This window comes from Geodermatophilus sp. SYSU D00691, from assembly GCF_054050275.1.
The window spans coordinates 65265-88481 of the sequence record NZ_JBJGYZ010000002.1; the positions used below are offsets into that span (position 1 = coordinate 65265).

The window sequence follows — 23217 nt, forward strand, 5'->3', positions numbered from 1 at the left end:
CGTCGTCGAGTGACCCCCGTGGGAGGGCCGACGCTACGACCGCCGGTCCGCCGCGGGAACGGGCACGCGCGTGTTCTCAATGTGCGACATCCGGCCCCCCTCCCCCGGTCGCGCGTCGAGGATCCGGGCACCACGGCCGACCCAGGGAGGACCCCGATGAAGGCGCTCGTCTACCACGGACCCGGCAGCAAGAGCTGGGAGGACGTGCCCGACCCGACCGTCCAGGACCCCACGGACGTGGTCGTCCGGGTGGGGACGACGACGATCTGCGGCACCGACCTGCACATCCTGCACGGGGACGTGCCCGCCGTGACCGACGGCCGCGTCCTGGGGCACGAGGCGGTCGGCACGGTCACCGCGGTCGGTGACGCCGTGCGCGGGTTCGCGGTCGGCGACCGGGTGCTGGTGCCGGCCATCAGCCGGTGCGGCCGCTGCGACTACTGCCAGCGGGGCATGCCGTCGCACTGCCGGACCCTCGGCGGGATCGGGTGGGTCTTCGGCCACCTGATCGACGGCACGCAGGCCGAGCTGGTGCGGGTGCCGTTCGCCGACACGTCGCTGTACGCCGTGCCCGAGGGCGTCCGCGACGAGCAGGCGATCTTCCTGGCCGACTCGCTGCCCACCGGCTACGAGGTGGGCGTGCTCGCCGGCCGGGTGCGCCCGGGGCACACGGTCGCGGTCGTCGGTGCCGGCGCCGTCGGTCTGGCCGCGGTGCTGACGACCGGCCTGTGGGGCGCCTCGCGGGTCATCGCCGTCGACACCAACAAGTTCCGGCTGCAGAAGGCCCTGGAGTTCGGCGCGACCGACGCCGTCGAGGTCGGTCCGGGCACGGTCGACGACGTCCGGGCGCTGACCGGCGGCGAGGGCGTCGACGTGGCGATCGAGGCCGTGGGCTACCCCGAGACGCTGCGGGCCGCCTGCGCGATGGTCCGCCCCGGCGGCTCGGTGGCCAACATCGGCGTCCACGGCGTGCCCGTCGAGCTGCCGCTGCAGGAGATGTGGATCCAGAACCTGACCGTGACCATGGGCCTGGTCGACACCGTCTCCATCCCGACACTGCTCACGATGGTCGCCTCCGGCCGGATCCCGGCGGAGAAGATGGGCACCCACACGTTCACGTTCGGGCAGATGGACGAGGCCTACGACGTGTTCGCCGACGCCGCGGTCAACGAGGCGCTCAAGGTGGTCATCACGGCGGGCTGACCGGCCGGCGGGCGGTGACGAGCCAGGCGGCGGAGCCGAACTCGACGCCGTCCGGACCGGTGTGCTCCTCGACGGTGCGGCGCAGGGCGGCCTCGGCCTGCGCCCGCCGCTCGGCGTCGAGGCCGTCGAGCAGCCAGCCGAGCAGGCCGAGCACGAAGTCGGTGGCGGTGGCCGCGTCGGGGCCGAGCCACTCCGGCTCCTCGAGCCCGGTGAGGCCCGCACCGGTGAACCCGGCGGCGGTCAGGACGGCGTGCACGCGGGCGGGGTCGGACAGCGAGAAGGGGTGCGGGGCGTCCGGCGGCGGGGCGGGGAACTCGCGGCCGGCCGCCAGCGCCCCGGTGAGCGCGCGGAACCACTCGTTGCGGGCGACGGCCTGCCAGACCAGCAGCACGAGCCGCCCACCGGGCCGCAGCGCGCGGCCGATGTTGGCGAAGGCCGCGACCGGATCGGCGAAGAACATCGCGCCCGTGCGGCTGACCGCGACGTCGAACGACCCCTCGTCGAAGGGGTGCACCTGCGCGTCGGCCTGCAGGAAGGCGACGTGGGGCAGGTCGGCCGCGGCCCGCCGGGCCACGGCGAGCATCGCGGCGGACAGGTCGACGCCGAGCACGGCACCGGAGACCGCCCGCCGGCCGGCCTCCCGGGTGGTGGACCCGGTGCCGCAGCCGACGTCGAGCACCCGGTCGCCCGGACCGATCCCGGCAGCGGCGAACAGCGCGTCGTCGTAGCGCGCCGTCGAGCGCTCGAAGACGCCGGCGTGCCGGGCCCAGTAGGACCCCTCCGCGCCGTCCCAGGCCCGGAGCTGGCCGGCGTTCCGCGGGTCCACCGCGAGCTGCGGAGTGACCATCGGATCCCCCTCGATATAGTCCCCTTGGGATCAAACCGGCTTACTCCCGAGGGGACCATGTGTCAAGCGCCCGGCCGCTGACGACGACGTCGTACGCGATCCTCGGCCTGCTCGCCGTCCAGCCGTGGAGCACCTACGAGCTGACGCGCCAGATGGACCGCAGTCTGGGCCGGATCTGGCCGCGCGCCCAGAGCAAGCTCTACGAGGAGCCGAAGAAGCTGGTGTCGGCCGGCCTGGCGGTGGCCACCACCGAGCAGGTGGGCCGCCGTGCCCGCACGGTGTACTCGATCACCCCCGCGGGCCGTCGCGCGCTGGCGGACTGGCTGACCGAGCCGGGGAACGGCCCGGCCCTGGAGTGGGAGCAGCTGCTCAAGGTCTGGTTCTCCGACTCCGGCACCAAGGCCGACACGCTGGCCTCGCTGGCCGCGGCCCGCGCCTGGGCCGTGGAGCGGAACCAGGAGAACCTGCGGGCCGCCCGGGCCTACGCCGAGGGCACCGGCCCGTTCCAGCAGCGCGCGGCGCAGACCATGCTGGCCGGCGCGTTCCTCACCGACTTCTACGCCCTCGTCGCCCGGTGGGCGGACTGGGCGACGCAGCAGGTCGAGCGGTGGCCGGACGACCCGGCCCGGGCGGCGCCCGACCCCGAGGCCCAGGAAGAGATCCTCCGCCGCGCCGAGTGGTGACGTAACGCCGTCCGCCGGCGGCGGACCACGGGTGCATGACGCTCACCACCTCGGCGGCGCTGGCCCGGACCCGGGAGGCCTGGCACCGCGTCGCCGAGCACGTCCTGGCCGCCGGGCAGTTCGCCGCCGCCGGGACGATCCGCCTCCGCCCGTACCCCGGCGGGCTCGCCACCACGGTCGGCGTCGCCGGCCGGCAGCTCGCGGTCGTCGGTGACCAGCTGCTCGTCGTCGACGGCGCCCGGCTGCGGTCCCGCCCGCTGAGCACGCTGGGGGACGCCGCCGCGTTCGCCGGGGTGGAGCTCGGTCTGCGCGGCAGCTACCCGCCCGCGACCCCGCCCGACCCGGACGCGCCGCTGGCCGTCGACACGGCCGCCGCCCGCCGGCTCGCCGACTGGTTCGCCCTCGGCGACACCGCGCTGCGCCGCTTCGCCGAGCGGCTCGGGGAGCCGACGACGCCGGTGCTCTGGCCCGAGCACCTCGATCTCGGGATCACCGTCGACGCGGTGAACTACGGCTTCTCCCCCGGCGACGCCGCCCTCCCGGAGCCGTACGCCTACGTCGGCCCCCACGGAGGGCCGCCGTCCCCGCACGCCTTCTGGAACGCACCGTTCGGGGCGGCGCGGGACGCCGCCGGCACCACCTCCGCGCAGGACGCCGTCGCCTTCTTCTCGGAGGGACGGGCACGGGTACTCACCGACAGGAGCAGGACGTGAAGGGTCTGCAGGGCAAGAAGGCGCTGGTGACCGGGGGCAGCTCGGGGATCGGGCAGGCGATCGCCATCCGGCTCGGCCAGGAGGGCGTCGACGTCGCGATCAACTACGTCGGTCCGCCAGAAGGCGCCGAGGAGACGCGCGACGCCATCGAGCACGGCGTCGAGATCTGCATGAAGGAGATGTCCGCGGCCGGGACGCGCCCGGTCCTCGTGGCCGCCGACGTCTCGCAGGAGGACCAGGTCGGCGCGATGTTCGAGCAGGTCCTGTCCGACTACGGCCGGGTCGACCTGCTCGTCAACAACGCCGGCATCCAGATCGCCGCCGACACCGACGAGCTGCCGGTGGCGGCGTTCGACAAGGTGCTGGCGGTCAATCTGCGCGGCGCCTTCCTGTGCAGCCAGCAGGCGATCCGCTCGTGGCTGCGCGCCGGCGAGCCGGGCAGCATCGTCAACGTCTCCAGCGTCCACCAGGTGATCCCGAAGCCGCGGTTCGTCGGCTACTCGGTGTCCAAGGGCGGGATGCAGAACCTCACCCGCACGCTGGCGCTGGAGTACGCCGCGCGCGGCATCCGGGTCAACGGCATCGGCCCCGGCGCCACGGTGACCCCGATCAACCGCTCCTGGATCGACGACCCGGTCAAGCGGGAGATGGTCGAGAGCCACATCCCGATGCGCCGCGCCGGCGATGCCGAGGAGATGGCCGCGGTGACCGCGTTCCTCTGCTCCGACGAGGCCGCGTACATCACCGGCCAGACCGTGTTCGTCGACGGCGGGCTGACCCTCTACCCGTCGTTCGAGACGACCTGGTCGTCCGAGTGACCGAGCTCCGCACCCCGCCGTCGGTCGCCGAGCGGACGGCGGGGTGGTTCCCCTCCCGCTGGGGTGCCGACGACGCGGCCGGCGCGCTCAACGAGATCACCCCGGCGACCGTGCTGGCGGCCGTCTCCCTCGTGCGCTCCGGCCGGGTGTTCGACCTCGCGCACGTGCTGCACGCCGACGTGCCCGCCTTCCCCGGGCGCACCTTCCGGTCGTACCTGACCACCAACGCCCACCACGTCAACCGGCGTCGGCCGGACGGCGGCCCCGACGGCTGGGGCCGCAACGGGGTCAACTGGGTGGTCGAGCAGATCACCGCCACCCAGCAGATGGGCACCCACCTCGACGCGCTCAACCACCTGCAGGCCGGCGACCGCACGTACAACGGTCACCGGCTGGCCGACATCGCCGAGGACTGGGGCACCAACCGGCTCGGCGTCGAGACGCTGCCGCAGGTGGTCACCCGCGGCCTGCTGCTCGACGTCGCCGCGGTCCGCGGGGTCGAGCGGCTCGGGCCCGGGGACGTCGTCACGATCGCCGACGCGGAGGCGGCGCTGGGCGACCGCACCCTGCGCCCCGGCGACGCGGTGCTGCTCCACACCGGCTGGGGCGGGCTCTGGGGTGCCGACGACGAGCGGTACTCCTCCGGGGAACCGGGCCCGGGTCTCGCGCTGGCCGGCTGGCTGGCCGAGCACCGGGTCGCCCTCACCGGCTGCGACACCTGGAGCTACGGGCCGGTGCCGGCCGAGGACCCGGCCGAGCCGTTCGTCGTCCCCCAGACCCTCAACGTCCGGCACGGCGTCGTCGTGCTGGAAAACCTGCGGCTGGCCGAGGCGGCCGCCGCCGGGCTGCGCGAGTTCCTGCTCGTCGTCAGCCACGCCAAGCTCCGCGGCGCCACCGGCGCCTGGGTCACACCCCTCGCGATCACCTGAGCAGGAGAGAACCATGGCCGAGCACGCCGACGTCATCGTGATCGGGTCCGGGGCCGGCGGGGGCGCCGTCACCTGGGCCCTGGCGCCCACGGGGAAGAAGGTCCTGCTCCTCGAGCGCGGCGGCTGGCTGCCGCGCGAGCCGCAGAACTGGGACCCGCAGGCGCTGTGGGCCGGCAAGCGGTACGCCAACAGCGGGCAGTGGACCGACGCCTCGGACGGCCACCGGTTCACGCCGAAGCAGCACTACTACGTCGGCGGGAACACGAAGTTCTACGGCGCCATCCTCTACCGCTTCCGGGAGCGGGACTTCGGCGCCGTCCAGCACGTGGACGGCGTCTCGCCCGCCTGGCCGATCTCCTACGCCGACCTGGCGCCGTGGTACGACCGGGCCGAGAGGCTCTACCAGGTGCACGGCACGCGCGGCGAGGACCCCGACGAGCCACCGGCGGGCGGGCCCTACCCCTGGCCGGCGATCAGCGACGAGCCCCGCATCGCCCAGCTGCGCGCCGACCTGACCGCGGCCGGGCTGCACCCCTTCTCCCTGCCCAACGGCATCCTGCTCGACGAGGCGCGGCCGCACCTGTCCGCCTGCATCCGGTGCGCGACGTGCGACGGCTTCCCGTGCCTGGTCAACGGCAAGGCCGACGCCCAGGTGATGACCGTCGAGCCGGCCCTGCGGCACCCGAACGTCGAGCTGCGCACGGGGGCGCGGGTCGTCCGGCTGGAGACCGACCCGTCGGGCCGGAGCGTCTCCCGCGTCGTCGTGGACCGGGACGGCGAGCGCGAGGAGTACACCGCGGACGTCGTCGTGCTCGCGGCGGGCGCGATCAACTCCGCCGCGCTGCTCCTCGCCTCGGCGTCCGACCGCCATCCCGCCGGGCTGGGCAACGGCAGCGGGCACGTGGGCCGGCACCTGATGCTGCACAACAACTCGGGGCTGGTCGCGTTCTCGCGGACGCCCAACCCGACGCGGTTCCAGAAGACCCTCGGGGTCAACGACTTCTACTGGTCGGACCCCTTCGACCCCGACTGGGAGTACCCGGTCGGCTCGATCCAGATGAACGGCAAGAGCGACGCCGTCCTCATCGGCTTCGACGTCCCCGACGCGCGGGACCCGGCCGACCTGGCCCGCCACTCGATCGACTTCTGGCTGACCACCGAGGACCTGCCGCTGGACGGCAACCGGGTCACCGTCGACCGCGACGGCGGCATCACCCTGCGCTACACGCGGACCAACGCCGCCGAGGTCGCCCGGCTGCGGATGCGGCTGATGGGCCTGCTCGACGGGCTCAGCTGCGAGCCCGACGTGTACGAGAACCGGCAGTACGCCGGTGGGCAGCTGGGCATCGGCGGGGTGGCGCACCAGAACGGCACCGTCCGCTTCGGCCCGGACCCGGCCACCGCCCCGCTGGACCTCGACTGCCGGATGCACGAGGTGGACAACCTCTACGTCGCCGACTCGAGCTTCTTCGTGTCCAGCACGGCGGTGAACCCGACGCTGACGATCATCGCCAACGCGCTGCGGGTGGCCGACGGGATCGCCGAGCGGCTCGGCGCCCGGGTACCGGCCGAGGCTCTCGTGCCGGCGCCGCGGCAGCCCCGACCGGCGGTCGACCGGGTCCGCTGACCCGGATCGGCACCGTTCCGATTCGTGCTGCCGGACGGCTCTCGCCGCCCTATCCTCAGGACCGGGGGCGCCCCTCTTCCCGGCGCCCAGCGCGGTCGGAGGAAGCATGTCCGTGCACGAGCAGCAGCGCTCCCGGATCGGCCGACCTGCGGCGGGCAGAGCCGCGCCGCCTCCCCGCGCCGGCGACGTCCGGTTCGAGCAGAACGTGGTCCGCGACCGCCCGATGATCCTCGGCTTCCCCGCCGAGTACGACGAGGACGACGGACCGCCCGCCGTCGACGAGCCGGACGGCCCGGGGCCGGGCGTCCGGCTCGTGGTCGCGCGGAGGCCGGACGTCCTCGCGGCGGTCCTGCTCGTCCTGGCCGGTGTCGCGGCGGGCGTGAGCCTGTGGGTCCCGTGGCTCCGGGGCCGGGACGACGTCGGTGTGGTGATGGTCAGCGACGGCGTCGCGGAGGCCGGGGCCGGCATGGCGACGCTCCTCGGCGGCCCGCTGTGGCCCGTTCTCGCCGTCGTGCTCGGCGGCGGCGTCCTGCTCCTGCTCGGCCTGCTGCTGCTCCGCCCGGCGCGGACCCACCGGGTCGTCGGCGTCCTGGAGCTGGTCGTCGCGGGCATCGCCACCGCCGGCGTCGTCGTCCTCCTCGCCGAGGCGGGCTGGAGCCCGGCCCGCTTCGACCTCGGCGCGTGGTGCGCCGTCGCCGTCGCGGGCCTGGGCCTCGTCGGTGCGCTGAAGGCCGCGCTCACCGTCCCCCGCGTCTCCCTGGAGCGCGAGGTCACCTGAGCGCCGCGCCTCGGGGGCAGGGCTCAGGCGTGCGCGGCGGTGCGGGGCCGCCGGGCCTCCCCGGTCCCCCGGCCGCCTCCGCCGTCGCGGCCGAGCAGGGCCAGGGCCAGCGCCGGGAAGACCAGCACCGACAGCAGGCCGGCGCAGACCAGGGCCGCCCCGGTCACCGGGTCCAGCCGCCCGGTCTCCTCGCCGATCTGCACGGCGGTGACCAGGAACGGCAGCGACGTGGCCTGCAGCAGGCCCGCGGCGAGTGCGCCGGCCCGGCCGAGCGACCGGCGGTGCAGCGCGGCCGGCACCCCGCGCACGACGAGCAGCACGGCCAGGAACACCGGCACCCGCAGCAGCGCCGACGGCTCCTCCACCAGGCCGCGCAGGTCGAGGCGGATCCCGCTGGCCACGAAGAACACCGGCACCACGAAGCCGAAGCCGATGGCCTCCAGCTTGGCCCGGAACCGCGGGTGCGACGCCGCGTCGCGGTCGAGCAGCCCGACCAGCGCCCCGGCGAGGAACGCGCCCAGCAGCAGCTCGAGGCCGAGGCGCTCGGCCAGGGCGACGAACGCGACCAGCAGCAGGACGACGAGCCGCACCCGGATCTCGGCGGTCGTGTCCTGCAGCCGCACCAGCACCTCGCCGAGCCGCATCGACATGCCGACCCGGCCCAGCGCCACCGCGAGCACCGCCACGAGGACGCCGAAGGCGCCGATCAGCGCCGCCGTCGTGCCGGCGCCGCCCCCGGAGGCGGAGAACAGCAGCGTCAGCAGCACGATCGCGGAGAAGTCGGCGACCGTGGCGCCGGCGATCGTGGCCTGCCCGACCGGCGAACCGACCTGGCCGGCGTCCTTGAGCACCGGCACGACCAGGCCCAGCGCGGTCGAGGTGAGCGCGATCGCGAGGAACAGCGGGCTGCTCGTCCAGCCGAGCCCCGCGGCGCCGAGTCCGACCAGCATGGCGAGGGCGACGCTGACGGCGTACCCGACCCCGGCGATGCCGAGCGTGCGGCCGCGCAGCCCGCGCAGGTCGATCTCCAGGCCGGCCAGCAGCAGCAGGAACGCCAGGCCGACCACCGAGAGCACCGCCACGGGGAGGTCGACCTCCACCCACCCGAGCACGGACGGGCCGAGCACGACGCCGACCACGATCTCGAGGACCACCGAGGGCACCCGCACGCGCGGGGCCCACCCGAGCGCGAGCGGCACGGCCGCGGCGACGAGCGCGACCAGCAGCAGGTTGGTGAACGACACGTCGGGCATCGCGCACCCCTCACAGGCCGGCCGCGTCGAGGGCGTGCAGCCACACCTCGGCGACGGTGGGGAACGCCGGGACCGCGTGCCGCAGGTCCTCCAGCGGGACGCGGGCGGCGACCGCGACGGCCGCCGAGTGCAGGAGCTCCTGCACCCCGTTGCCCGTGACGGTGGCGCCGACCAGCACGCCGGCGGTCTCGTCCAGCACGAGCCTGGTGGTCCCCACCAGCCCCTCGCCCAGGACGTAGGAGCCGGGGACCTCGCCGGTGGGAACGTCGATCGTGCGCACGCGCAGCCCCGCCTCCCGGGCCTGCGCGGCGGTGGGGCCGACCGCGCAGACCTGCGGGTCGGTGAACGTCACCCGGGTGACCGCGGCCCGGCTGGCGACGTCCCGGACGTCGCGTCCGGTGAGCACGTCGGCGGCCACGCGGGCCTGGTACTTGCCCATGTGGGTCAGCGGCGCCAGGCCGGTGCAGTCGCCGACGGCGTACAGCCAGCCGCCGTCGACGCCCAGCGCCCGCAGCCGGTCGTCCACCGCCACCGGCCGGCCCGGCGGCAGCCCCACGGTCTCCAGGCCGACGTCGTCCGTGCGCGGCCGCCGTCCCACCGCCACCAGCACCTCGTCGGCGACCACCTGCTCGCCCGTGCTCAGGGTGCCGTGCACCGGTCCGTCGGTGCCCTCCCGGCGGACGCCGGTCAGCAGGGCGCCCAGCCGTACGGCGATGCCCTCCTGCTCGAACGCCGTCCGCACCTGCTCGCCGGCGAAGGGCTCCTCCCGGGGCAGCAGCCGGTCGCCGCCCTCGACGACGGTGACCTGCGAGCCGAGGCGGGCGAACGCCTGGGCCAGCTCCAGCCCCACGGCGCCGCCGCCGAGGACGAGCAGCCGCGGGGGGACCTCCTTGGCCGCCGTCGCTACCCGGTTGTCCCACGGCCGCACGTCGGCCAGGCCGGGGACCGGCGGCAGGACCGCGGCGCTGCCGGTGGCCAGCACCACCGCGCGCCGCGCCGCCAGGACCGGACCGCCCGCGACCTGGACCCGGCGCGGGCCGGCCAGCCGGCCGGTCCCGCGGACGAGCCGGACGCCGTGCTCGGCCAGCCAGGCCTCCTGCCCGCGGTCGTCCCAGGACGACGTCATGAAGTCGCGCCGGGCGAGGACGGCGGCCACGTCGATCGCGCCGCCGGCCGCGCGGGCGGCACCCGGGACCCGCCGGACCGCGGCCAGCACGTCGCCGGGCCGCAGCAGGGTCTTGCTCGGGATGCACCCCCAGTACGAGCACTCGCCGCCGACCAGTTCCGCCTCGACCAGCGCGACGTCCACCCCCCGGTCCGCGCACCGGCCCGCGAGCACCTCCCCCGCGGGCCCGCCACCGACGACGACGACGTCGACCTCGAGGTCGACCTGCTGGGACGGGGACATGGGACCTCCTCGGGCAGTCGCTGCCCCACCGTCGTCCCGCGCCGCGGTGCCGCGTTACGCGTAACGGGCAGGTCGCCCGCGGGACTGCACCGGCACGACCGCCGACCTCCGGGAGTTCCGATGAGCGACACCCCGATCGCCGACCTCGCCTTCCTCTCCGACCGGCACTCGTGTGCCCTGGTCGACCGGGCCGGGACGGTCCAGTGGCTGTGCTTCCCCCGCTTCGACGGCCCGGCGGTCTTCGCGCAGCTGCTCGACGACGACGCCGGCCACTGGTCGGTGCGGCCGGACGCCGACTGGACCGCCACCCGGCGGTACGCGGACCGCTCGCTCGCCCTCGAGACGACGTTCCGCACCGCGGGCGGTGAACTCGTGCTCACCGACGCCCTGGGCCTCGGCCCGGAGAACGACGGGCACCGCATCGGCACCGACGTGCCGCACGTGCTGGTCCGCCGGCTCGCCTGCACCGCGGGGGCGGTCGACGTCGTCGTCGACTACCGGCCCCGGCCGGAGTACGGGCTGATCGTCCCGCTGCTCTCGCACCTGGACGGCGGGGTCGCCGCCCGGGGCGGGGCCGACTGGCTGGTGCTCACCCTGCCCGGGGGCGCCGACCTGCGGGAGGGGCGCGCCACCGCCCGTCTGCACCTGGAGGCGGGCGACGTCGTGCACCTGGCGCTGCAGCGCAGCACCCTCGGCGACGCGGTGTCCGCGCACGTCTGGTCGCAGGAGGAGCTGGCCGAGCTGCTGGACCGCACGCTGGTCTCGTGGGAGTCGTGGTGCGCGCTGCACCAGTCCTACGACGGGCCCTGGGCCGACCTGGTCCACCTCTCGGGACGGGTGCTGCAGGGGCTGTCGTACCAGCCCAGCGGCGCCGTCGTCGCCGCCGCGACGACCTCCCTGCCGGAGGGCGTGGGCGGCGAGCGCAACTGGGACTACCGCTACGCCTGGGTGCGCGACGCGAGCTTCACGATGGAGGCGCTGTGGGTCGCCGCGTGCCCCGACGAGGCGGAGGACTTCTTCGGCTTCATGACCACCGCCGGCGCCGGCGGCATCGGCCCCGGCATGTCCCTGCAGATCATGTTCGGCGTCGGCGGCGAGCACGACCTGAGCGAGCGGACCCTCGGCCACCTGCGGGGCTGGCGGGACAGCCGCCCGGTCCGCGTCGGCAACGGCGCGTGGGACCAGCGGCAGGTCGACGTGTACGGCGAGCTGCTCGGCGCGGCGGCACGGCTGGCCGACCAGCTGCCCGCCCTCGACGAGGAGACCCGCTGGTTCCTGGCCGCCTGCGCCGACACCGCCGCCGTCCGCTGGCGGGACGCGGACCAGGGCATCTGGGAGGTGCGGGGCGAGCCGCGGCACTTCCTGTACTCCAAGGTCATGTGCTGGGTGGCGCTGGACCGGGCCATCGCTCTGGCGCCGCAGCTGCGCTGCGAGCACCGGGTCGACGAGTGGCAGAAGGTGCGCGAGGAGATCGCCGACGCCGTCCTGCAGCAGGGCTGGAACGAGGAGGCGGGTGCCTTCACCCAGTACTTCGGGTCGACCGCCCTGGACGCGTCGAACCTGATGCTGCCGATCGTCGGGTTCCTGCCGGCGGACGACCCGCGGATGCTGGCGACCATCGACGCGATCGCCGACCGGCTGACCGACGACCGGGGCCTGGTCTACCGCTACCGCACCGAGGAGGGCGTGGACGGGCTGGCCGGCGAGGAGGGGACGTTCCTGCTCTGCACCTTCTGGCTGGCGCAGGCGCTGGCGCTGTCCGGGCAGGTCGAGCGCGCCCGGGAGGTCTTCGAGCGGGCGGCGGCGTTCGCCAACGACCTCGGCCTGCTCTCGGAGGAGATCGACCCGGCGACCGGGGAGCTGCTCGGCAACGTGCCGCAGGCCTTCAGCCACATCGGGCTGGTCAACGCCGCCTGGGCGATCGACCAGGCGGGGCGCGCGCGGCGATGAGCCCGGTGCACGCGGGACCTCGGTCCCTGACGCGGGCTCCCGACCCTCTCCATGATGTCCGGGACGGGGGTCGGTTCCCGGCCGCCGTCCGGCGAGGAGCAGCCGCATGCAGCAGCCCGACACGGGTCCCCCGTCGGCCGTGGCGGCCGCCGTCGTCGAGGGCGGGAGCGCCGCGCAGGAGCAGCTCCTCGAGCGGCTGCGCGCGGGCGACCGCGCCGCCTTCGCCGAGCTGGTCGACGCCTGGACGCCGGTCCTGCTGCGGGTGGCCCTGATGCACGTGTCGACCCGGGCCTCCGCCGAGGAGGTCGTCCAGGACACGTGGCTCGCCGTCATCCGGCAGCTGGACCGCTTCGAGGGCCGCTCGTCGCTGCGCACCTGGGTGTTCCGCATCCTGGAGAACCGGGCCCGGTCCCGCGGCGCGCAGGAGGCCCGGTCCGTGCCGTGGTCGACGGCGTTCCCCGACGGCGAGGGGGACGACGGCCCGGCGGTGGACCGCGCCCGCTTCCGAGGACCGGACGACCGCTGGCCGCGCCACTGGACCGACGCCGGGCTGCCCGTGGCGTGGCAGCCCCCGCCGGAGGACGCCGCCGTGGCCGCCGAGATCCGCGCCGAGCTGCGGGTGGCCCTCGACGAGCTGCCCGAACGCCAGCGCGTGGTCGTCGAGCTGCGGGACGTCCACGGGCTGACCGCGGAGGAGGTCTGCGAGCGGCTGGCCCTCAGCCCCGGCAACCAGCGGATCCTGCTGCACCGGGGGCGCTCGCGGCTGCGCGCCCGGCTCGAGGACGTGTACCGCGGCGCCGCGGGGGAAGGAGGGCCTCGTGGCTGAGCTGCCGGGCCCACGGCCTCCCGCCGACGACGTCCTGGAGATCGCCTGCCAGGAGTTCGTCGAGCTCGTGACCGAGCACCTCGAGGGCACGCTGCCCGAGCCCCTCGAGCGCGCCGTCGCCGACCACCTCGAGCTGTGCGAGCCCTGCCGGGTCTACCTGGAGCAGATGCGCGCCACCACCGCCGCGCTCCGGACCGTGCCGGCGCCCACCCTGCCGCCGGCCGCCCGGGACAGGCTGCTCGACGTCTTCACGGCGCTGCACGGTCCCGACGGGGACCGGCGCCGGTAGCGGTCACCCGGCGCGGGCGGCCGCGGGCATCAGGCCCACCTGCTGGAGGAAGGCGGCCAGGTTCCAGTAGTCGTGGTTCTCCACGATGAGGCCGTCGCGCACCCGCCCGACCGAGACCGCCGGGAAGCGGAAGGTGCGGCCGGTGGCCGGCAGCCCCCGCGTCGGCGCCGCCCGGTCGTGCGTGCCGACCATGGCCCACTCGATCGCGTAGCCCGCCTCGTCGCCCACGACGTCGCCCGGCTCGAACCGGTAGTCGCTGGAGAACGTGGCCGACAGCCCGGCGACGTACTCCCGGAAGGCGGCGACGCCGGTGAGCCGGTCGCCACCGCCGTTGTCCACCCAGACGAGGTCGTCGGCCATGAACGCCGCGATCGCGGCCGGGTCGCGGGTGTTCCACGCGTCGAAGTAGGCCGGTGCCCAGGTCTCCGGGCGGCCGGACGCCGGACCAGCCATGTCCCCTCCTCGTGCCGTGCCGTCGAGAGGGCGGAACCTACTCGCCCCCGGGTGCGTCGAGCATCACCGTTGGCGGGCCAACGCTTGGTGCCCCAACGGTCTACGGTGGGGACGTGACCGACGACGAGGACGTGCTGGCGCTGGAGCGCCAGGTCTGCTTCGCGCTGTCGGTGGCCGCCCGCAACGTCGTCGCGGTCTACCGGCCGGTGCTCGAGCCGCTGGGGCTGACCCATCCGCAGTACCTGGTGATGCTGGCGCTCTGGCAGCACGGGCCCCTGGCGGTCAAGGACCTGTCGCGGCTGCTGCAGCTCGACCCCGGCACCCTGTCGCCGCTGCTCAAGCGGTTGGAGGCCGCCGGTCTGCTGCGCCGCGAGCGCGATCCCCGCGACCAGCGCAACCTGGCCCTCGCGCTGACCGACGAGGGCCGGGCCCTGCGCGCCCGCGCCGAGCAGATCCCGGCCGGCATCGTCGAGCGGCTCGGCATGCCCCTCGACGAGCTGCTGTCCCTGCACGGCGCGCTCACCCGCGTCATCTCGGCGGCGCAGCAGGCGCTGTCCACCCCCGGCGACGACCCGCGGGCCATCGCATGACCAGTCCAGGAGCGCTCCCCATGGCAGAGACCGGCGCGCCGGCCGACCCCGTCGTCCGCCCGGCCCCGCACCGGTGGCTCTGGTACGCCTTCGGCGGCCGGCTCCCCCGCGAGAACCGCGGCTGGGTGCTGCACGACACGACGACCGACACCTGGTGGCTGCGGCACATCGCCCGCATGTTCGTCCAGCTCGCCGTCCCGGTCGTGCTGATCGTGATCTTCCTCCCCGCGCCGCTGGCGCTGCGCGCGGCGGTCGCCGGGGGTGGCATCTTCCTGGCGATGATCTACTCGCTGGCCTACATGACCGAGGTGATCGAGAACCGCGTGGTCAAGGCCGGCTACCCGGCCGGGACGGCGCAGGCGCACCGGGACCGGCGCTCGCTGGTCAGGCAGCAGGAGGAGAGCGAGCGCAAGCGCGCCGCGGCGGCCCGCCGCGCCGAGCGCTACCGCGCCCGGACCGGCCGGTGACGGCGGCGGGCATCGCGGACTAGGCGGACCCCGCGGCGAGGCGCACCCGGACGCCCGCGGTGGCCAGCCGCGCGGCCTGGGCGCCCAGCAGGGCGCGGGCGCCCACGTCGGCCTGCGCCAGCCGGACGGCGATCTCCCGGTGGCCGGCGAGGTGCAGAGCGTCCACCTGCGCCGCCACCACCTCGGCGCCCACCGTGTCCAGCCACCCGCGGGCGCGGACCACCCCGCGCACCGGGTCGCAGCGGACCACCAGCACCGGTGGTTGGGGAAGTCCCTCGTCGTCGGCCGGCCCCGTGCCGGCCGCGGGCGTCGTGACCGCGTCCGAGCTCATGCCCATACCGTGACGGTTCCGTCCGATACCGCCCAGGGGCCGAAGTCCCTGTCGTGCACGATGGCCGGGTGAGCGCGCGCCCGTCCGCCGTCGCCGCCCTGCCGGCCGAGCCGGGTGTGTACCGCTTCCGGGACGACGGCGGCCGGGTCCTCTACCTGGGCCGGGCCGTGGACCTGCGGCGGCGGGTCGGCTCCTACTGGGGCGACCTCGGCGACCGCCGGCACCTGCGGCGCATGGTGCCGCGGGTCGCCCGCATCGAGGCCCTCGTCTGCGACTCCGCGCACGAGGCGGCCTGGGCCGAGCGGAACCTGCTCGAGCGCGCGATGCCGCGGTGGAACCGCATCCCCGGGGGCCTCGAGGTGCCGGTCCGCATCCGCCTGGACGCCTCTCCCGCAGCGCCGCGCCTGCACGTCGTCCACGACGCGCCGCCCCGCCCGGGGGCGCGCTGCTTCGGCCCGTACCTGGGCAGCCGGAAGGTGCGGCTCGCGGTCTCGGCGCTGCTGCGGGTCCACCCCCTCGGCTACGCCGGCACCGGGCTCAGCCCCTCGGAGCGGGAGATGGCGCGGCTGCGCGGCGCGGCCGGCGCCGACCCGTCGCAGCTCGCCGCGGCGATCGCGGCGGTGCTCGACCGCGAGCCGTCGGCGGTGGCGGCGCTGCGCGCGGAGCTCACCGCGCGGCGGGACGCGGCCGCCGGCGCCCAGCGCTACGAGGCCGCCGCGCGGCTGCAGGAGGAGCTCGCCGCCGTCGACTGGGTCGTCGCCCCGCAGCGGGTCACCGCGGCCGGCGGCGACGAGGACGTCACCGGCTGGGCCGGCGACGTCCTCGTCCGGCTGCGCATCCGCGGCGGGCGGCTGCGCGGCTGGGAGCAGCGGCGCGGCGCCCGGCCGCCGGAGGCGTCGAGCGGGGCGTGGGAGCCGTTCGTCCGGCGCAACGCCGAGCTCGCCGCCGCCCTCGCCCGCCACCCCGTGCGCTGAGGGCGCCCGGTTCAGGCGCCGGGGCGCAGGCCGATCAGGTTGCCCTCGGCGTCCCGGGCGACGGCGATCTGCATGCCGCCGCCGACGTCGGTGGGCTCCTGAACGGTCTCGGCGCCGGCCTCGACCAGCGCGGCCAGGGCCGTGGCGACGTCGTCCACGTGCCAGTACGCGACCGGGCCGGACTGCCCGAAGCGGTGCCCGTGCGGGTCGAGGCCGATCGACTGGCCCTGGACGTCGAACTGCACGTAGTAGGGGGCGTCGACCACGGGCCGGGCGCCGGTGAGGACGCCGAACAGCCCCTTCGCGCGGGGCAGGTCGTCGACGGGGTAGATGACGGTTCGGACGCCGGCGGTCATGATGTGCTCCTCGGGTGGTGCGGATCGGTGGCTCTCACCTCACTGACACGCGCCGGCCGAGGGATGTGACGGACATGAGCGAGGACGATCTGCTCGCCGCGGAGTTCGAGCAGCAGCGGGACCGGCTGACCGCCGTCGCGCACCGGCTGCTCGGCTCGCGCGCCGAGGCGGAGGACGCCGTCCAGGAGGCGTGGCTGCGGGTCAGCCGCGCCGGCAGCGGCGAGGTCGACAACCTGGCCGGCTGGCTGACCACCGTCGTCGCCCGGGTGTCGCTCAACCAGCTGCGCAGCCGCACGTCCCGCCGCGAGGACCCGCTGGAGGAGGCCGCGCCGCGGCACCTGCACGCCGTCCCCGACCCGGCCGAGGAGGCGGTGCTCGCCGACTCGGTCGGCCTGGCGCTGCTCGCCGTCCTGGACACCCTCGCCCCCGCCGAGCGGCTGGCGTTCGTGCTGCACGACCTGTTCGACGTGCCGTTCGACGAGATCGCCCCGATCGTCGACCGCTCCCCCGCCGCCGCCCGCCAGCTGGCCAGCCGCGCCCGGCGGCGGGTGCGCGGGGCGGAGCCGGCCGACGACGTCGCCCGCAGGCGCGAGGTGGTGTCGGCGTTCCTCACCGCCTCGCGCGAGGGCGACTTCTCCGCGCTGCTCGAGCTGCTCGACCCCGACGCGGTGCTGCGCGCCGACGCCGCGGCCGTGCGGATGGGCTCCGACGTCACCGAGCTGCGCGGCGCCCGCGGGGTCGCCGGCTTCCTCTCCGGCCGGGCGCGCGCCGCCCGCCTCGTGCTCGTCGACGGCGTCCCGGGCTGGGTCTGGTCGCACCTGGGCGAGACCAAGGTGGTCTTCGCCTTCACCGTCGAGGACGGCCGGGTGACCGCGATCGAGCTCATCGCCGACCCCGAGCGGATCGCCGCCTTCGACATCGAGCCGCTCAAGCAGCGGTAGGAGGCGGCGGTACCAGGTCGCACGACCACACCGGGTCATCGCGCTCATGCGCACGGCATCTCACTGCCTGGTCACCGCATCGATGCGCAGGAGGGCGTCGCGGTGGACGGGTGCCGCTCCAGTCGGGGCCTCCGGGCTACTGCTGGAGCGGGTGGGTCACACCGACCGGTGGGCCGACGAACTCGATCCCGTTGGCCCGTCCCACGGCGGCGAGCCGTTCCGGGTCCACCGGGACGGGCAGGAGCTCGGCCGACTGCTCGAAGAACCGCTCCAGACCCGATGGCGTGGTGACGACCAACAGGCGCCCGGGCGCGTCGCCGATGTTCTGGAACGAGTGCGGTGTGCCGCGCGGGCCGAAAGCCATGCCGCCCGTCGATGCCCGGAGCATGGCGTCACCCGCTCGGAACCGGAAGGTCCCCTCGAGCACGTACCACAGCTCGTCCTCGCGGAGATGGCTGTGCGTCGCCGGCCCTGAGCCGGGCGCGATCAGGAGCTCGATCACCGTCAGTGAGCCGCTGGTCGCCCTGGTGTCGGCCTTGATGGTGGCCTGGTCACCCGTGGGCGTTTCCAGCACTCTGCCTTCGCCGGACTGCACCGCGAAGGGCGGCATCGACGTGGACATCTGGCTCCTCCGTCCCGGGTCGACGCTGTGACCGGGTCAGGCGTAGGGGTCGTCGCCGGCGGCGGCGAGCATGGCGGCCACCTGGACGGCGGTCGCGGCGTCCACCGGCAGCTCGGCGAGCAGCGGCGGGATCTCCTCCGGCTCCAGCCCCTCGGTGAGCAGCAGCTCCAGCAGGCGGCCGGCCTCGCCGGGCGGCACGGGCAGCGGCAGCCCGGAGCCGCGCAGCGCCGCGTCGGCGAGGATCCGCGCGGCGCCGAGGTCGGCCGGCTCCGGCTCGGGGGCGGGGACCGCGCCCCGGGTCGCCCGCTCGGCGGCGCGCACGACGGACAGCGGCAGCCCCTCCGCCTCCACCTCGGCCAGCGGCACGTCGCCCAGCGCGGCGAGCAGCAGGAGTTCGGCCTCGGCCCGCAGCGGCGTCTCCCAGTCGCCCGCCCGGACGACGTCGCCGAGGTCCCCGCCGTCCTCACCGAGCTCGTCGAGCAGCTCCGCCCACGCCCGCTGCCGCGTCTCGCGGGCCCGCTCGGCGGCGAGCACGCAGGTCTGCAGCACGAACGGGTCGAGCACCTCGCGGTCGAGCCGGTCGGCGTAGGTGCCGCCGTCCGCCGTCACCGCGTTGAGCACGTCGGCGAAGCTGCCCGGCCGCGCGTCCCCGAGCTCGAGCCGGCCGTCCTCCTCCCCCGACAGCGGCTGGCCGTTGGCCGCGCGCACGCCGATGGTCGTGCCGGTGGCCACCAGCCGGCCGCGGTGGCGCAGGTGGTGCGGCTGGTCGGACAGGCCCACGCTCCAGGCGCACGCCTCGGCGACCAGCGCCGGCACCCGCTCGCGCAGCACCTCGCGGGTGAGCAGCCCCATCCAGTCGACGTCGAACACCCCTCCAGGGTGCCCCGTCCGGCCGCACGTGTGACAGGTCAGTCCGCAGGGGTACGGGGGCCCCTCGTGGCCATGCACGTGTTCCGGACGAAGCCGGTCGAGCACATCGGGGAGACCGAGGGCGAGGCCACCGGCGTCGGGAAACTGCGGAAGCACCTCTCCGCCCGGCACCTCGTCGCCTTCGGCATCGGCGTCGTGATCGGCACCGGCATCTTCACCCTCACCGGCGTCCAGGCGAAGAACACCGCCGGGCCCGCGGTGGTGATCTCCTTCGTCGTCGCCGGCGTCGTCGCCGTCCTGGCCGCCCTCTGCTACGCCGAGCTGGCCTCCTCCGTGCCGACGGCGGGCAGCGCCTACTCCTACGCCTTCGCCACCGCCGGCGAGCTGCTCGCCTGGATCATCGGCTGGGACCTCTTCCTGGAGTTCGCCCTCGGCGCCGCCGTCGTCGCCCGCGGGTGGTCGGGCTACGTGGGCAACCTGCTGGACCTGCCGCCGTCGCTGTTCGGCGAGGACTCGGTGGTCAACGTCGGCGCGGTGCTCATCGTGGTCGTGCTGACCGTCGTGGCCGTGCTCGGCATCCGCGAGTCGGCCCGCGTCACCGGCGCCCTGGTCATCGTCAAGGTCGCCATCTGCGTCTTCGTCATCGTCGCCGGCGCCTGGTTCGTCACCGGCGCCAACCTCACCCCGTTCATCCCCCCGTCGGAGGGCAGCGCGGGCGCCAGCGGCCTGCAGCAGCCGCTCATCGGCTGGGCGCTCGGCCTGGACCCGGCGGTCTTCGGGATCGGCGGCCTGCTCACCGCGGCGGCCGTCGTCTTCTTCTCCTACACCGGCTTCGAGGCCGTCGCGAACCTCTCCGAGGAGACCCGCCGCCCCGGCCGCGACCTCCCGCTGGGCCTCCTCGGCACCCTCGCGCTGTCGACCGCGCTCTACGTCGGCGTCTCGTTCGTCGTCGTCGGGATGGTGAACTACACCGACATCGACGAGGGCGCGCCGATCGCCGACGCGTTCGCCCAGAACGGGCTCGGCTGGGCCTCGGCGCTGATCTCGCTGGCCGCGGTCGCGGGTCTCACCTCGGTGATCCTGGTCGACCTGGTCACGGTCAGCCGGATCGGCTTCGCCATGGGTCGCGACGGGCTGCTGCCCATGTCGATCGCCAAGGTCAGCCCGCGCACCGGCACCCCGGTGCGGATGACGCTGATGTACGCGGCCGTCGTCCTGGTCATGGCCGCGTTCGTGCCGCTGGAGGAGCTGGCCAACCTGGTCAGCATCGGCACCCTGTTCGCCTTCCTGCTGGTCTCCCTCGCCGTCCCGCGGCTGCGCAAGACCCGGCCCGAGCTGAAGCGCGCCTTCCGCGTGCCGTTCTCCCCCTGGCTGCCCTGGCTGTCGGCGCTGGCCTGCTTCTACCTGATGGCCAACCTGGAGCTCGAGACCTGGCTGCGCTTCCTCGCCTGGATGGCCCTGGGCTTCTTCGTCTACTTCGGCTACGGCTACCGGCACTCCCGCTGGCGGGCGACGACGGAGGCCGAGCGGGAGGCCACTCCGGCGGCGCAGAACTGACAGCCGTTCCACAGCCGGCGGTCGCCCCGGCACCTGGGAGGCGCGGCGGCGTCGGCCCCGTGGACGACGAACTGCGCAGATCCCCGTTCGACCCGGACGCCGCGAGCGGGCTCGTGCTGGCCCACCGGCCGCCGGCGCCGTCCGCCGTGCAGGGCGTGGTGTCCGACGTCGTCTGGCAGGACGTCGTCCGGCTGCTGGTCCGCCCGGGTCTGCGCCCCGGCTGACCCGCGCGTCGGGCGGCCTCCGGCTACGCTCGGGCCGGCCGCGCCCAGCAGCAGCGGAGGCCCACGCGTCCACCCGCCCGGGGGTGACCGACGGTGCCGGACCTGATGGCGGCAGGCGAGCTGCTGGCCGCCGCCGATCCCGAGCAGCTGCTGCCCGCCCGCCAGATGATGGCGTTCACCCTCGGCTTCCACATCGTCCTCGTGCCGTTCGGCGTCGCCTTCACCGCCCTGATGCTGATCGCGAACTTCCGCGGGCTGCGCCGCGACGACGCGGTCGCCCTCGAGCTCGCGCGGCGCTGGTCGCAGGTCGCCGGCGTACTGTTCGCGGTGGGCGCGGTCTCCGGCACGGTGCTCTCGTTCGAGCTCGGTCTCCTCTGGCCCGGGCTCATGGGGACCTACGGCGCCGCCTTCGGGATCCCGTTCGCCGTCGAGGGCCTGTTCTTCTTCGTCGAGGCCATCTTCGTCGCGATCTACCTCTACGGCTGGAAGCGGATGCGGCCGTGGCCGCACTTCTGGTCGGGCGTGCCGATCGTGCTGGCCGGGATCGGCGGGACGGCGTCGGTGGTGGCCGCCAACGGCTGGATGAACCAGCCCGCCGGGTTCGACGTCCGGGACGGCGAGGTGGTCGACGTCCGGCCGCTGGAGGTCTTCTTCAACGGCGCGTTCTGGCACGAGGCGGTGCACATGCTGCTGGCCGCCTACATGGTCGCCGGGTTCACCGTCGCCGGCGTGTACGCCGTCGGCATGCTGCGCGGCCGGGCCGACCGGCACCACCGGCTCGGTCTGGCCATCCCCTTCACCGTGGCCGCGATCTGCGCGCCGCTGCAGGTCCTGGTCGGCGACCTCGCCGCCCGGGAGGTCTTCCAGGAGCAGCCGGCCAAGTTCGCGGCCCTGGAGATGGTGCCGACGACGGACACGCACGTGCCGCTGCTCCTCGGCGGGATCATGGTCGACGGCGAACCGCGCTACGCCGTGGAGATCCCCTGGGGCGCCTCCATCCTGGCCGGTGAGAGCCCGGGCACCCGGATCCTCGGGCTCGACGAGATCCCCGCGGATGCCCGTCCGCCCGACCGGATCGTGACGACGGTGCACCTGGCCTTCGACGTCATGGTGGGCATCGGCTTCCTGCTCCTGGGGCTCGCGCTCTGGTGGGCGCTGGCCTGGTGGCGGCGCAAGCGGATGCCCCGGAGCCGGTGGTTCCTCCGCGCCACCGCGGTCTCCGGCGTCCTGGCCCTCGTCGCGCTCGAGGCCGGCTGGATCGTCACCGAGGTCGGCCGCCAGCCCTGGACCGTCGTGAGCGTGCTGCGCACCGAGGACGCGGTGACCCGGTCGGGCAACGTCTGGCTGTTCTTCGCCGCCACCGTGGCGCTGTACGCGGCCGTGGCGTTCGGCACCTTCCTCGCCCTGCGCCTGCTGCGCCGCCGCTGGTCCGCCGCGGCCGGAGGGGAGCCGGACGACGTGCCCTACGGGCCGTCCCGGGCGAGGGAGAGCAGCGCGGAGGAGGCCTCGGCTTGAGCACGTTCGCCGCGGCGGTGCTGTTCACCGGCGTGCTGGCCTACGCCGTCCTGGGCGGGGCGGACTTCGGTGCGGGTTTCTGGGACCTGACGGCCGGCGGTGCGGAGCGCGGACGGCGTCCCCGGCACCTGGTCGACGTCTCCCTGGCGCCGGTGTGGGAGGCCAACCACGTCTGGCTGGTCTTCGTGCTGGTCATGCTCTGGACCGGCTTCCCGCAGGCGTTTGCAGCGATCACGACGACGCTGTACGTGCCGCTCGGGCTGGCCGCGCTGGGCATCGTCCTGCGCGGGTCGGGCTTCGCCTTCCGCAAGGTCATGGTCCGCACCGACCAGCAGCGGGTCACCGGCGCGGCGTTCGCGGCCTCGTCGGTGGTGACGCCGTTCTTCCTCGGCACGGTCGCCGGTGGCATCGCCTCGGGGCGGGTACCGGGCGAGGGCTACGGCGACCCGCTGGACAGCTGGCTCAACCTGACCGGGCTGCTCGGCGGTGTCCTCGCGGTGCTCGCGTGCGCCTACCTGGCCGCCGTGTTCCTCACCGCCGAGGCGCGACGCCACGGCGAGGAGGAGCTGGAGGCGTGGTTCCGCCGCCGGGCGCTGCTCGCGGCCGCCGTCGCCGGGGCGGTGGCCGTGGCCGGGATCGCCGTGCTGGCCGCCGACGCACCCCACCTGTTCGACCGCCTGCTCGGTCCCGGCCTCCCGCTCGTGGTGGTCTCCGGCGTCGCCGGCCTGGCCGCGCTGCTGCTCCTGCGGCGGGCCGCGCCCCGGCTGCTGCAGGCCCTCGCGGTCACCGCCGTCGCCGCCGTCGTCGCCGGATGGGGCGCGGCGCAGTACCCGTACCTGCTGGGCACGCACCTGACCGTCGACGCCGCCGCGGCGCCGGCGGCCACCCTGTGGGCGCTGACCGTCGTCGCGGCGGCGGCCCTGGTGGTCGTCGTCCCCGCGCTGGCCCTGCTGTTCGCGCTGGGCCAGCGCGGCCGGCTGGAGGTCTGATCGG

The 23217-nt window shown here is 75.3% G+C and carries 26 protein-coding genes; 18 read left to right on the forward strand and 8 right to left on the reverse strand.

All coding sequences use genetic code 11. The features are described 5' to 3' along the window. Window positions 1-156: 156 nt before the first annotated feature. Window positions 157-1203: an alcohol dehydrogenase catalytic domain-containing protein gene (locus ACI797_RS01775; RefSeq protein WP_456856676.1), complete on the forward strand. Its 1047-nt coding sequence runs from the start codon at window positions 157-159 to the stop codon at window positions 1201-1203. On the opposite strand, the gene ACI797_RS01780 is transcribed toward ACI797_RS01775, so the two are convergent. Beyond that, window positions 1190-2050, reverse strand: a complete 861-nt coding sequence (locus tag ACI797_RS01780) for a class I SAM-dependent methyltransferase (protein ID WP_456856677.1) — start codon at window positions 2048-2050, stop codon at window positions 1190-1192. The two genes, ACI797_RS01775 and ACI797_RS01780, sit on opposite strands and share 14 nt — an antisense overlap. Window positions 2051-2109: 59 nt before the next feature. On the opposite strand from ACI797_RS01780, the gene ACI797_RS01785 reads away from it, so the two are divergent. From ACI797_RS01785 to ACI797_RS01810, 6 genes are all read left to right on the forward strand, one after another. Next, entirely contained in the window at window positions 2110-2733 is a 624-nt protein-coding gene (locus ACI797_RS01785) for a PadR family transcriptional regulator (protein ID WP_456856679.1), read from the forward strand. Between the two features lie 35 nt (window positions 2734-2768). Then, window positions 2769-3446 carry a hypothetical protein gene (locus ACI797_RS01790; protein WP_456856681.1) on the forward strand — a complete coding sequence of 226 codons (678 nt, stop codon included), beginning with the start codon at window positions 2769-2771 and terminating at the stop codon, window positions 3444-3446. Further along, complete coding sequence (locus ACI797_RS01795) at window positions 3443-4264, forward strand: glucose 1-dehydrogenase (RefSeq protein WP_456856682.1); 822 nt, start codon at window positions 3443-3445, stop codon at window positions 4262-4264. The genes ACI797_RS01790 and ACI797_RS01795 overlap by 4 nt, the downstream gene beginning before the upstream one ends. Beyond that, window positions 4261-5193, forward strand: a complete 933-nt coding sequence (locus ACI797_RS01800) for a cyclase family protein (RefSeq protein WP_456856684.1) — start codon at window positions 4261-4263, stop codon at window positions 5191-5193. Before ACI797_RS01795 ends, ACI797_RS01800 begins: the two co-directional genes overlap by 4 nt. A gap of 13 nt (window positions 5194-5206) precedes the next feature. Further along, on the forward strand, window positions 5207-6820 hold the full coding sequence (locus tag ACI797_RS01805; RefSeq protein ID WP_456856686.1) for an FAD-dependent oxidoreductase: 1614 nt from the start codon (window positions 5207-5209) through the stop codon (window positions 6818-6820). Window positions 6821-6926: 106 nt separating this feature from the next. Further along, window positions 6927-7598 (forward strand): hypothetical protein, encoded by a 672-nt coding sequence (locus tag ACI797_RS01810; RefSeq protein ID WP_456856688.1) that lies wholly within the window; start codon window positions 6927-6929, stop codon window positions 7596-7598. Between the two features lie 23 nt (window positions 7599-7621). Here the strand turns inward: ACI797_RS01810 and ACI797_RS01815 are convergent, their stop codons facing one another. Together ACI797_RS01815 and ACI797_RS01820 are read right to left on the reverse strand one after the other, a co-directional pair. Continuing rightward, window positions 7622-8851: a cation:proton antiporter domain-containing protein gene (locus ACI797_RS01815; protein WP_456856690.1), complete on the reverse strand. Its 1230-nt coding sequence runs from the start codon at window positions 8849-8851 to the stop codon at window positions 7622-7624. 10 nt (window positions 8852-8861) lie between these two features. Continuing rightward, entirely contained in the window at window positions 8862-10259 is a 1398-nt protein-coding gene (locus tag ACI797_RS01820; RefSeq protein ID WP_456856692.1) for a dihydrolipoyl dehydrogenase family protein, read from the reverse strand. Window positions 10260-10379: 120 nt separating this feature from the next. On the opposite strand from ACI797_RS01820, the gene ACI797_RS01825 reads away from it, so the two are divergent. The 3 genes from ACI797_RS01825 to ACI797_RS01835 all read left to right on the forward strand — a co-directional run bounded on the left by ACI797_RS01825 (window position 10380) and on the right by ACI797_RS01835 (window position 13324). Next, complete coding sequence (locus tag ACI797_RS01825; RefSeq protein WP_456856697.1) at window positions 10380-12209, forward strand: glycoside hydrolase family 15 protein; 1830 nt, start codon at window positions 10380-10382, stop codon at window positions 12207-12209. Between the two features lie 106 nt (window positions 12210-12315). Further along, window positions 12316-13035, forward strand: a complete 720-nt coding sequence (locus ACI797_RS01830) for an RNA polymerase sigma factor (protein ID WP_456856700.1) — start codon at window positions 12316-12318, stop codon at window positions 13033-13035. Continuing rightward, entirely contained in the window at window positions 13028-13324 is a 297-nt protein-coding gene (locus tag ACI797_RS01835) for an anti-sigma factor family protein (protein ID WP_456856705.1), read from the forward strand. Before ACI797_RS01830 ends, ACI797_RS01835 begins: the two co-directional genes overlap by 8 nt. Before the next feature lie 3 nt (window positions 13325-13327). Here the strand turns inward: ACI797_RS01835 and ACI797_RS01840 are convergent, their stop codons facing one another. Then, window positions 13328-13777: an ester cyclase gene (locus tag ACI797_RS01840; RefSeq protein ID WP_456856710.1), complete on the reverse strand. Its 450-nt coding sequence runs from the start codon at window positions 13775-13777 to the stop codon at window positions 13328-13330. Window positions 13778-13890: 113 nt separating this feature from the next. On the opposite strand from ACI797_RS01840, the gene ACI797_RS01845 reads away from it, so the two are divergent. Then, window positions 13891-14367: a MarR family winged helix-turn-helix transcriptional regulator gene (locus tag ACI797_RS01845; RefSeq protein ID WP_456856714.1), complete on the forward strand. Its 477-nt coding sequence runs from the start codon at window positions 13891-13893 to the stop codon at window positions 14365-14367. 20 nt (window positions 14368-14387) lie between these two features. Continuing rightward, window positions 14388-14834 carry a DUF5313 family protein gene (locus tag ACI797_RS01850; protein WP_456856717.1) on the forward strand — a complete coding sequence of 149 codons (447 nt, stop codon included), beginning with the start codon at window positions 14388-14390 and terminating at the stop codon, window positions 14832-14834. A gap of 19 nt (window positions 14835-14853) precedes the next feature. Here ACI797_RS01850 and ACI797_RS01855 read toward each other — a convergent pair whose 3' ends face one another. Beyond that, complete coding sequence (locus ACI797_RS01855) at window positions 14854-15165, reverse strand: hypothetical protein (RefSeq protein ID WP_456856719.1); 312 nt, start codon at window positions 15163-15165, stop codon at window positions 14854-14856. 68 nt (window positions 15166-15233) lie between these two features. Between ACI797_RS01855 and ACI797_RS01860 the strand changes: the two genes are divergently transcribed. Then, entirely contained in the window at window positions 15234-16139 is a 906-nt protein-coding gene (locus tag ACI797_RS01860) for a hypothetical protein (RefSeq protein ID WP_456856721.1), read from the forward strand. Window positions 16140-16150: 11 nt separating this feature from the next. Here ACI797_RS01860 and ACI797_RS01865 read toward each other — a convergent pair whose 3' ends face one another. After that, window positions 16151-16495 carry a VOC family protein gene (locus ACI797_RS01865; protein WP_456856723.1) on the reverse strand — a complete coding sequence of 115 codons (345 nt, stop codon included), beginning with the start codon at window positions 16493-16495 and terminating at the stop codon, window positions 16151-16153. 74 nt (window positions 16496-16569) lie between these two features. Here ACI797_RS01865 and ACI797_RS01870 point away from each other — a divergent pair, with 74 nt between their 5' ends. Next, window positions 16570-17436, forward strand: coding sequence for a sigma-70 family RNA polymerase sigma factor (locus ACI797_RS01870; protein ID WP_456856726.1), 867 nt, complete (start codon window positions 16570-16572; stop codon window positions 17434-17436). Window positions 17437-17572: 136 nt separating this feature from the next. On the opposite strand, the gene ACI797_RS01875 is transcribed toward ACI797_RS01870, so the two are convergent. Continuing rightward, window positions 17573-18058 carry a cupin domain-containing protein gene (locus ACI797_RS01875; RefSeq protein ID WP_456856728.1) on the reverse strand — a complete coding sequence of 162 codons (486 nt, stop codon included), beginning with the start codon at window positions 18056-18058 and terminating at the stop codon, window positions 17573-17575. A gap of 36 nt (window positions 18059-18094) precedes the next feature. After that, entirely contained in the window at window positions 18095-18928 is an 834-nt protein-coding gene (locus tag ACI797_RS01880; protein WP_456856733.1) for a hypothetical protein, read from the reverse strand. 72 nt (window positions 18929-19000) lie between these two features. On the opposite strand from ACI797_RS01880, the gene ACI797_RS01885 reads away from it, so the two are divergent. From ACI797_RS01885 to ACI797_RS01900, 4 genes are all read left to right on the forward strand, one after another. Next, window positions 19001-20485, forward strand: a complete 1485-nt coding sequence (locus ACI797_RS01885) for an APC family permease (protein WP_456856972.1) — start codon at window positions 19001-19003, stop codon at window positions 20483-20485. 59 nt (window positions 20486-20544) lie between these two features. After that, window positions 20545-20709: a hypothetical protein gene (locus ACI797_RS01890; protein WP_456856738.1), complete on the forward strand. Its 165-nt coding sequence runs from the start codon at window positions 20545-20547 to the stop codon at window positions 20707-20709. 105 nt (window positions 20710-20814) lie between these two features. Then, window positions 20815-22224: a cytochrome ubiquinol oxidase subunit I gene (locus ACI797_RS01895; protein WP_456856743.1), complete on the forward strand. Its 1410-nt coding sequence runs from the start codon at window positions 20815-20817 to the stop codon at window positions 22222-22224. After that, complete coding sequence (locus ACI797_RS01900) at window positions 22221-23213, forward strand: cytochrome d ubiquinol oxidase subunit II (RefSeq protein ID WP_456856746.1); 993 nt, start codon at window positions 22221-22223, stop codon at window positions 23211-23213. Before ACI797_RS01895 ends, ACI797_RS01900 begins: the two co-directional genes overlap by 4 nt. Window positions 23214-23217: the final 4 nt, after the last annotated feature.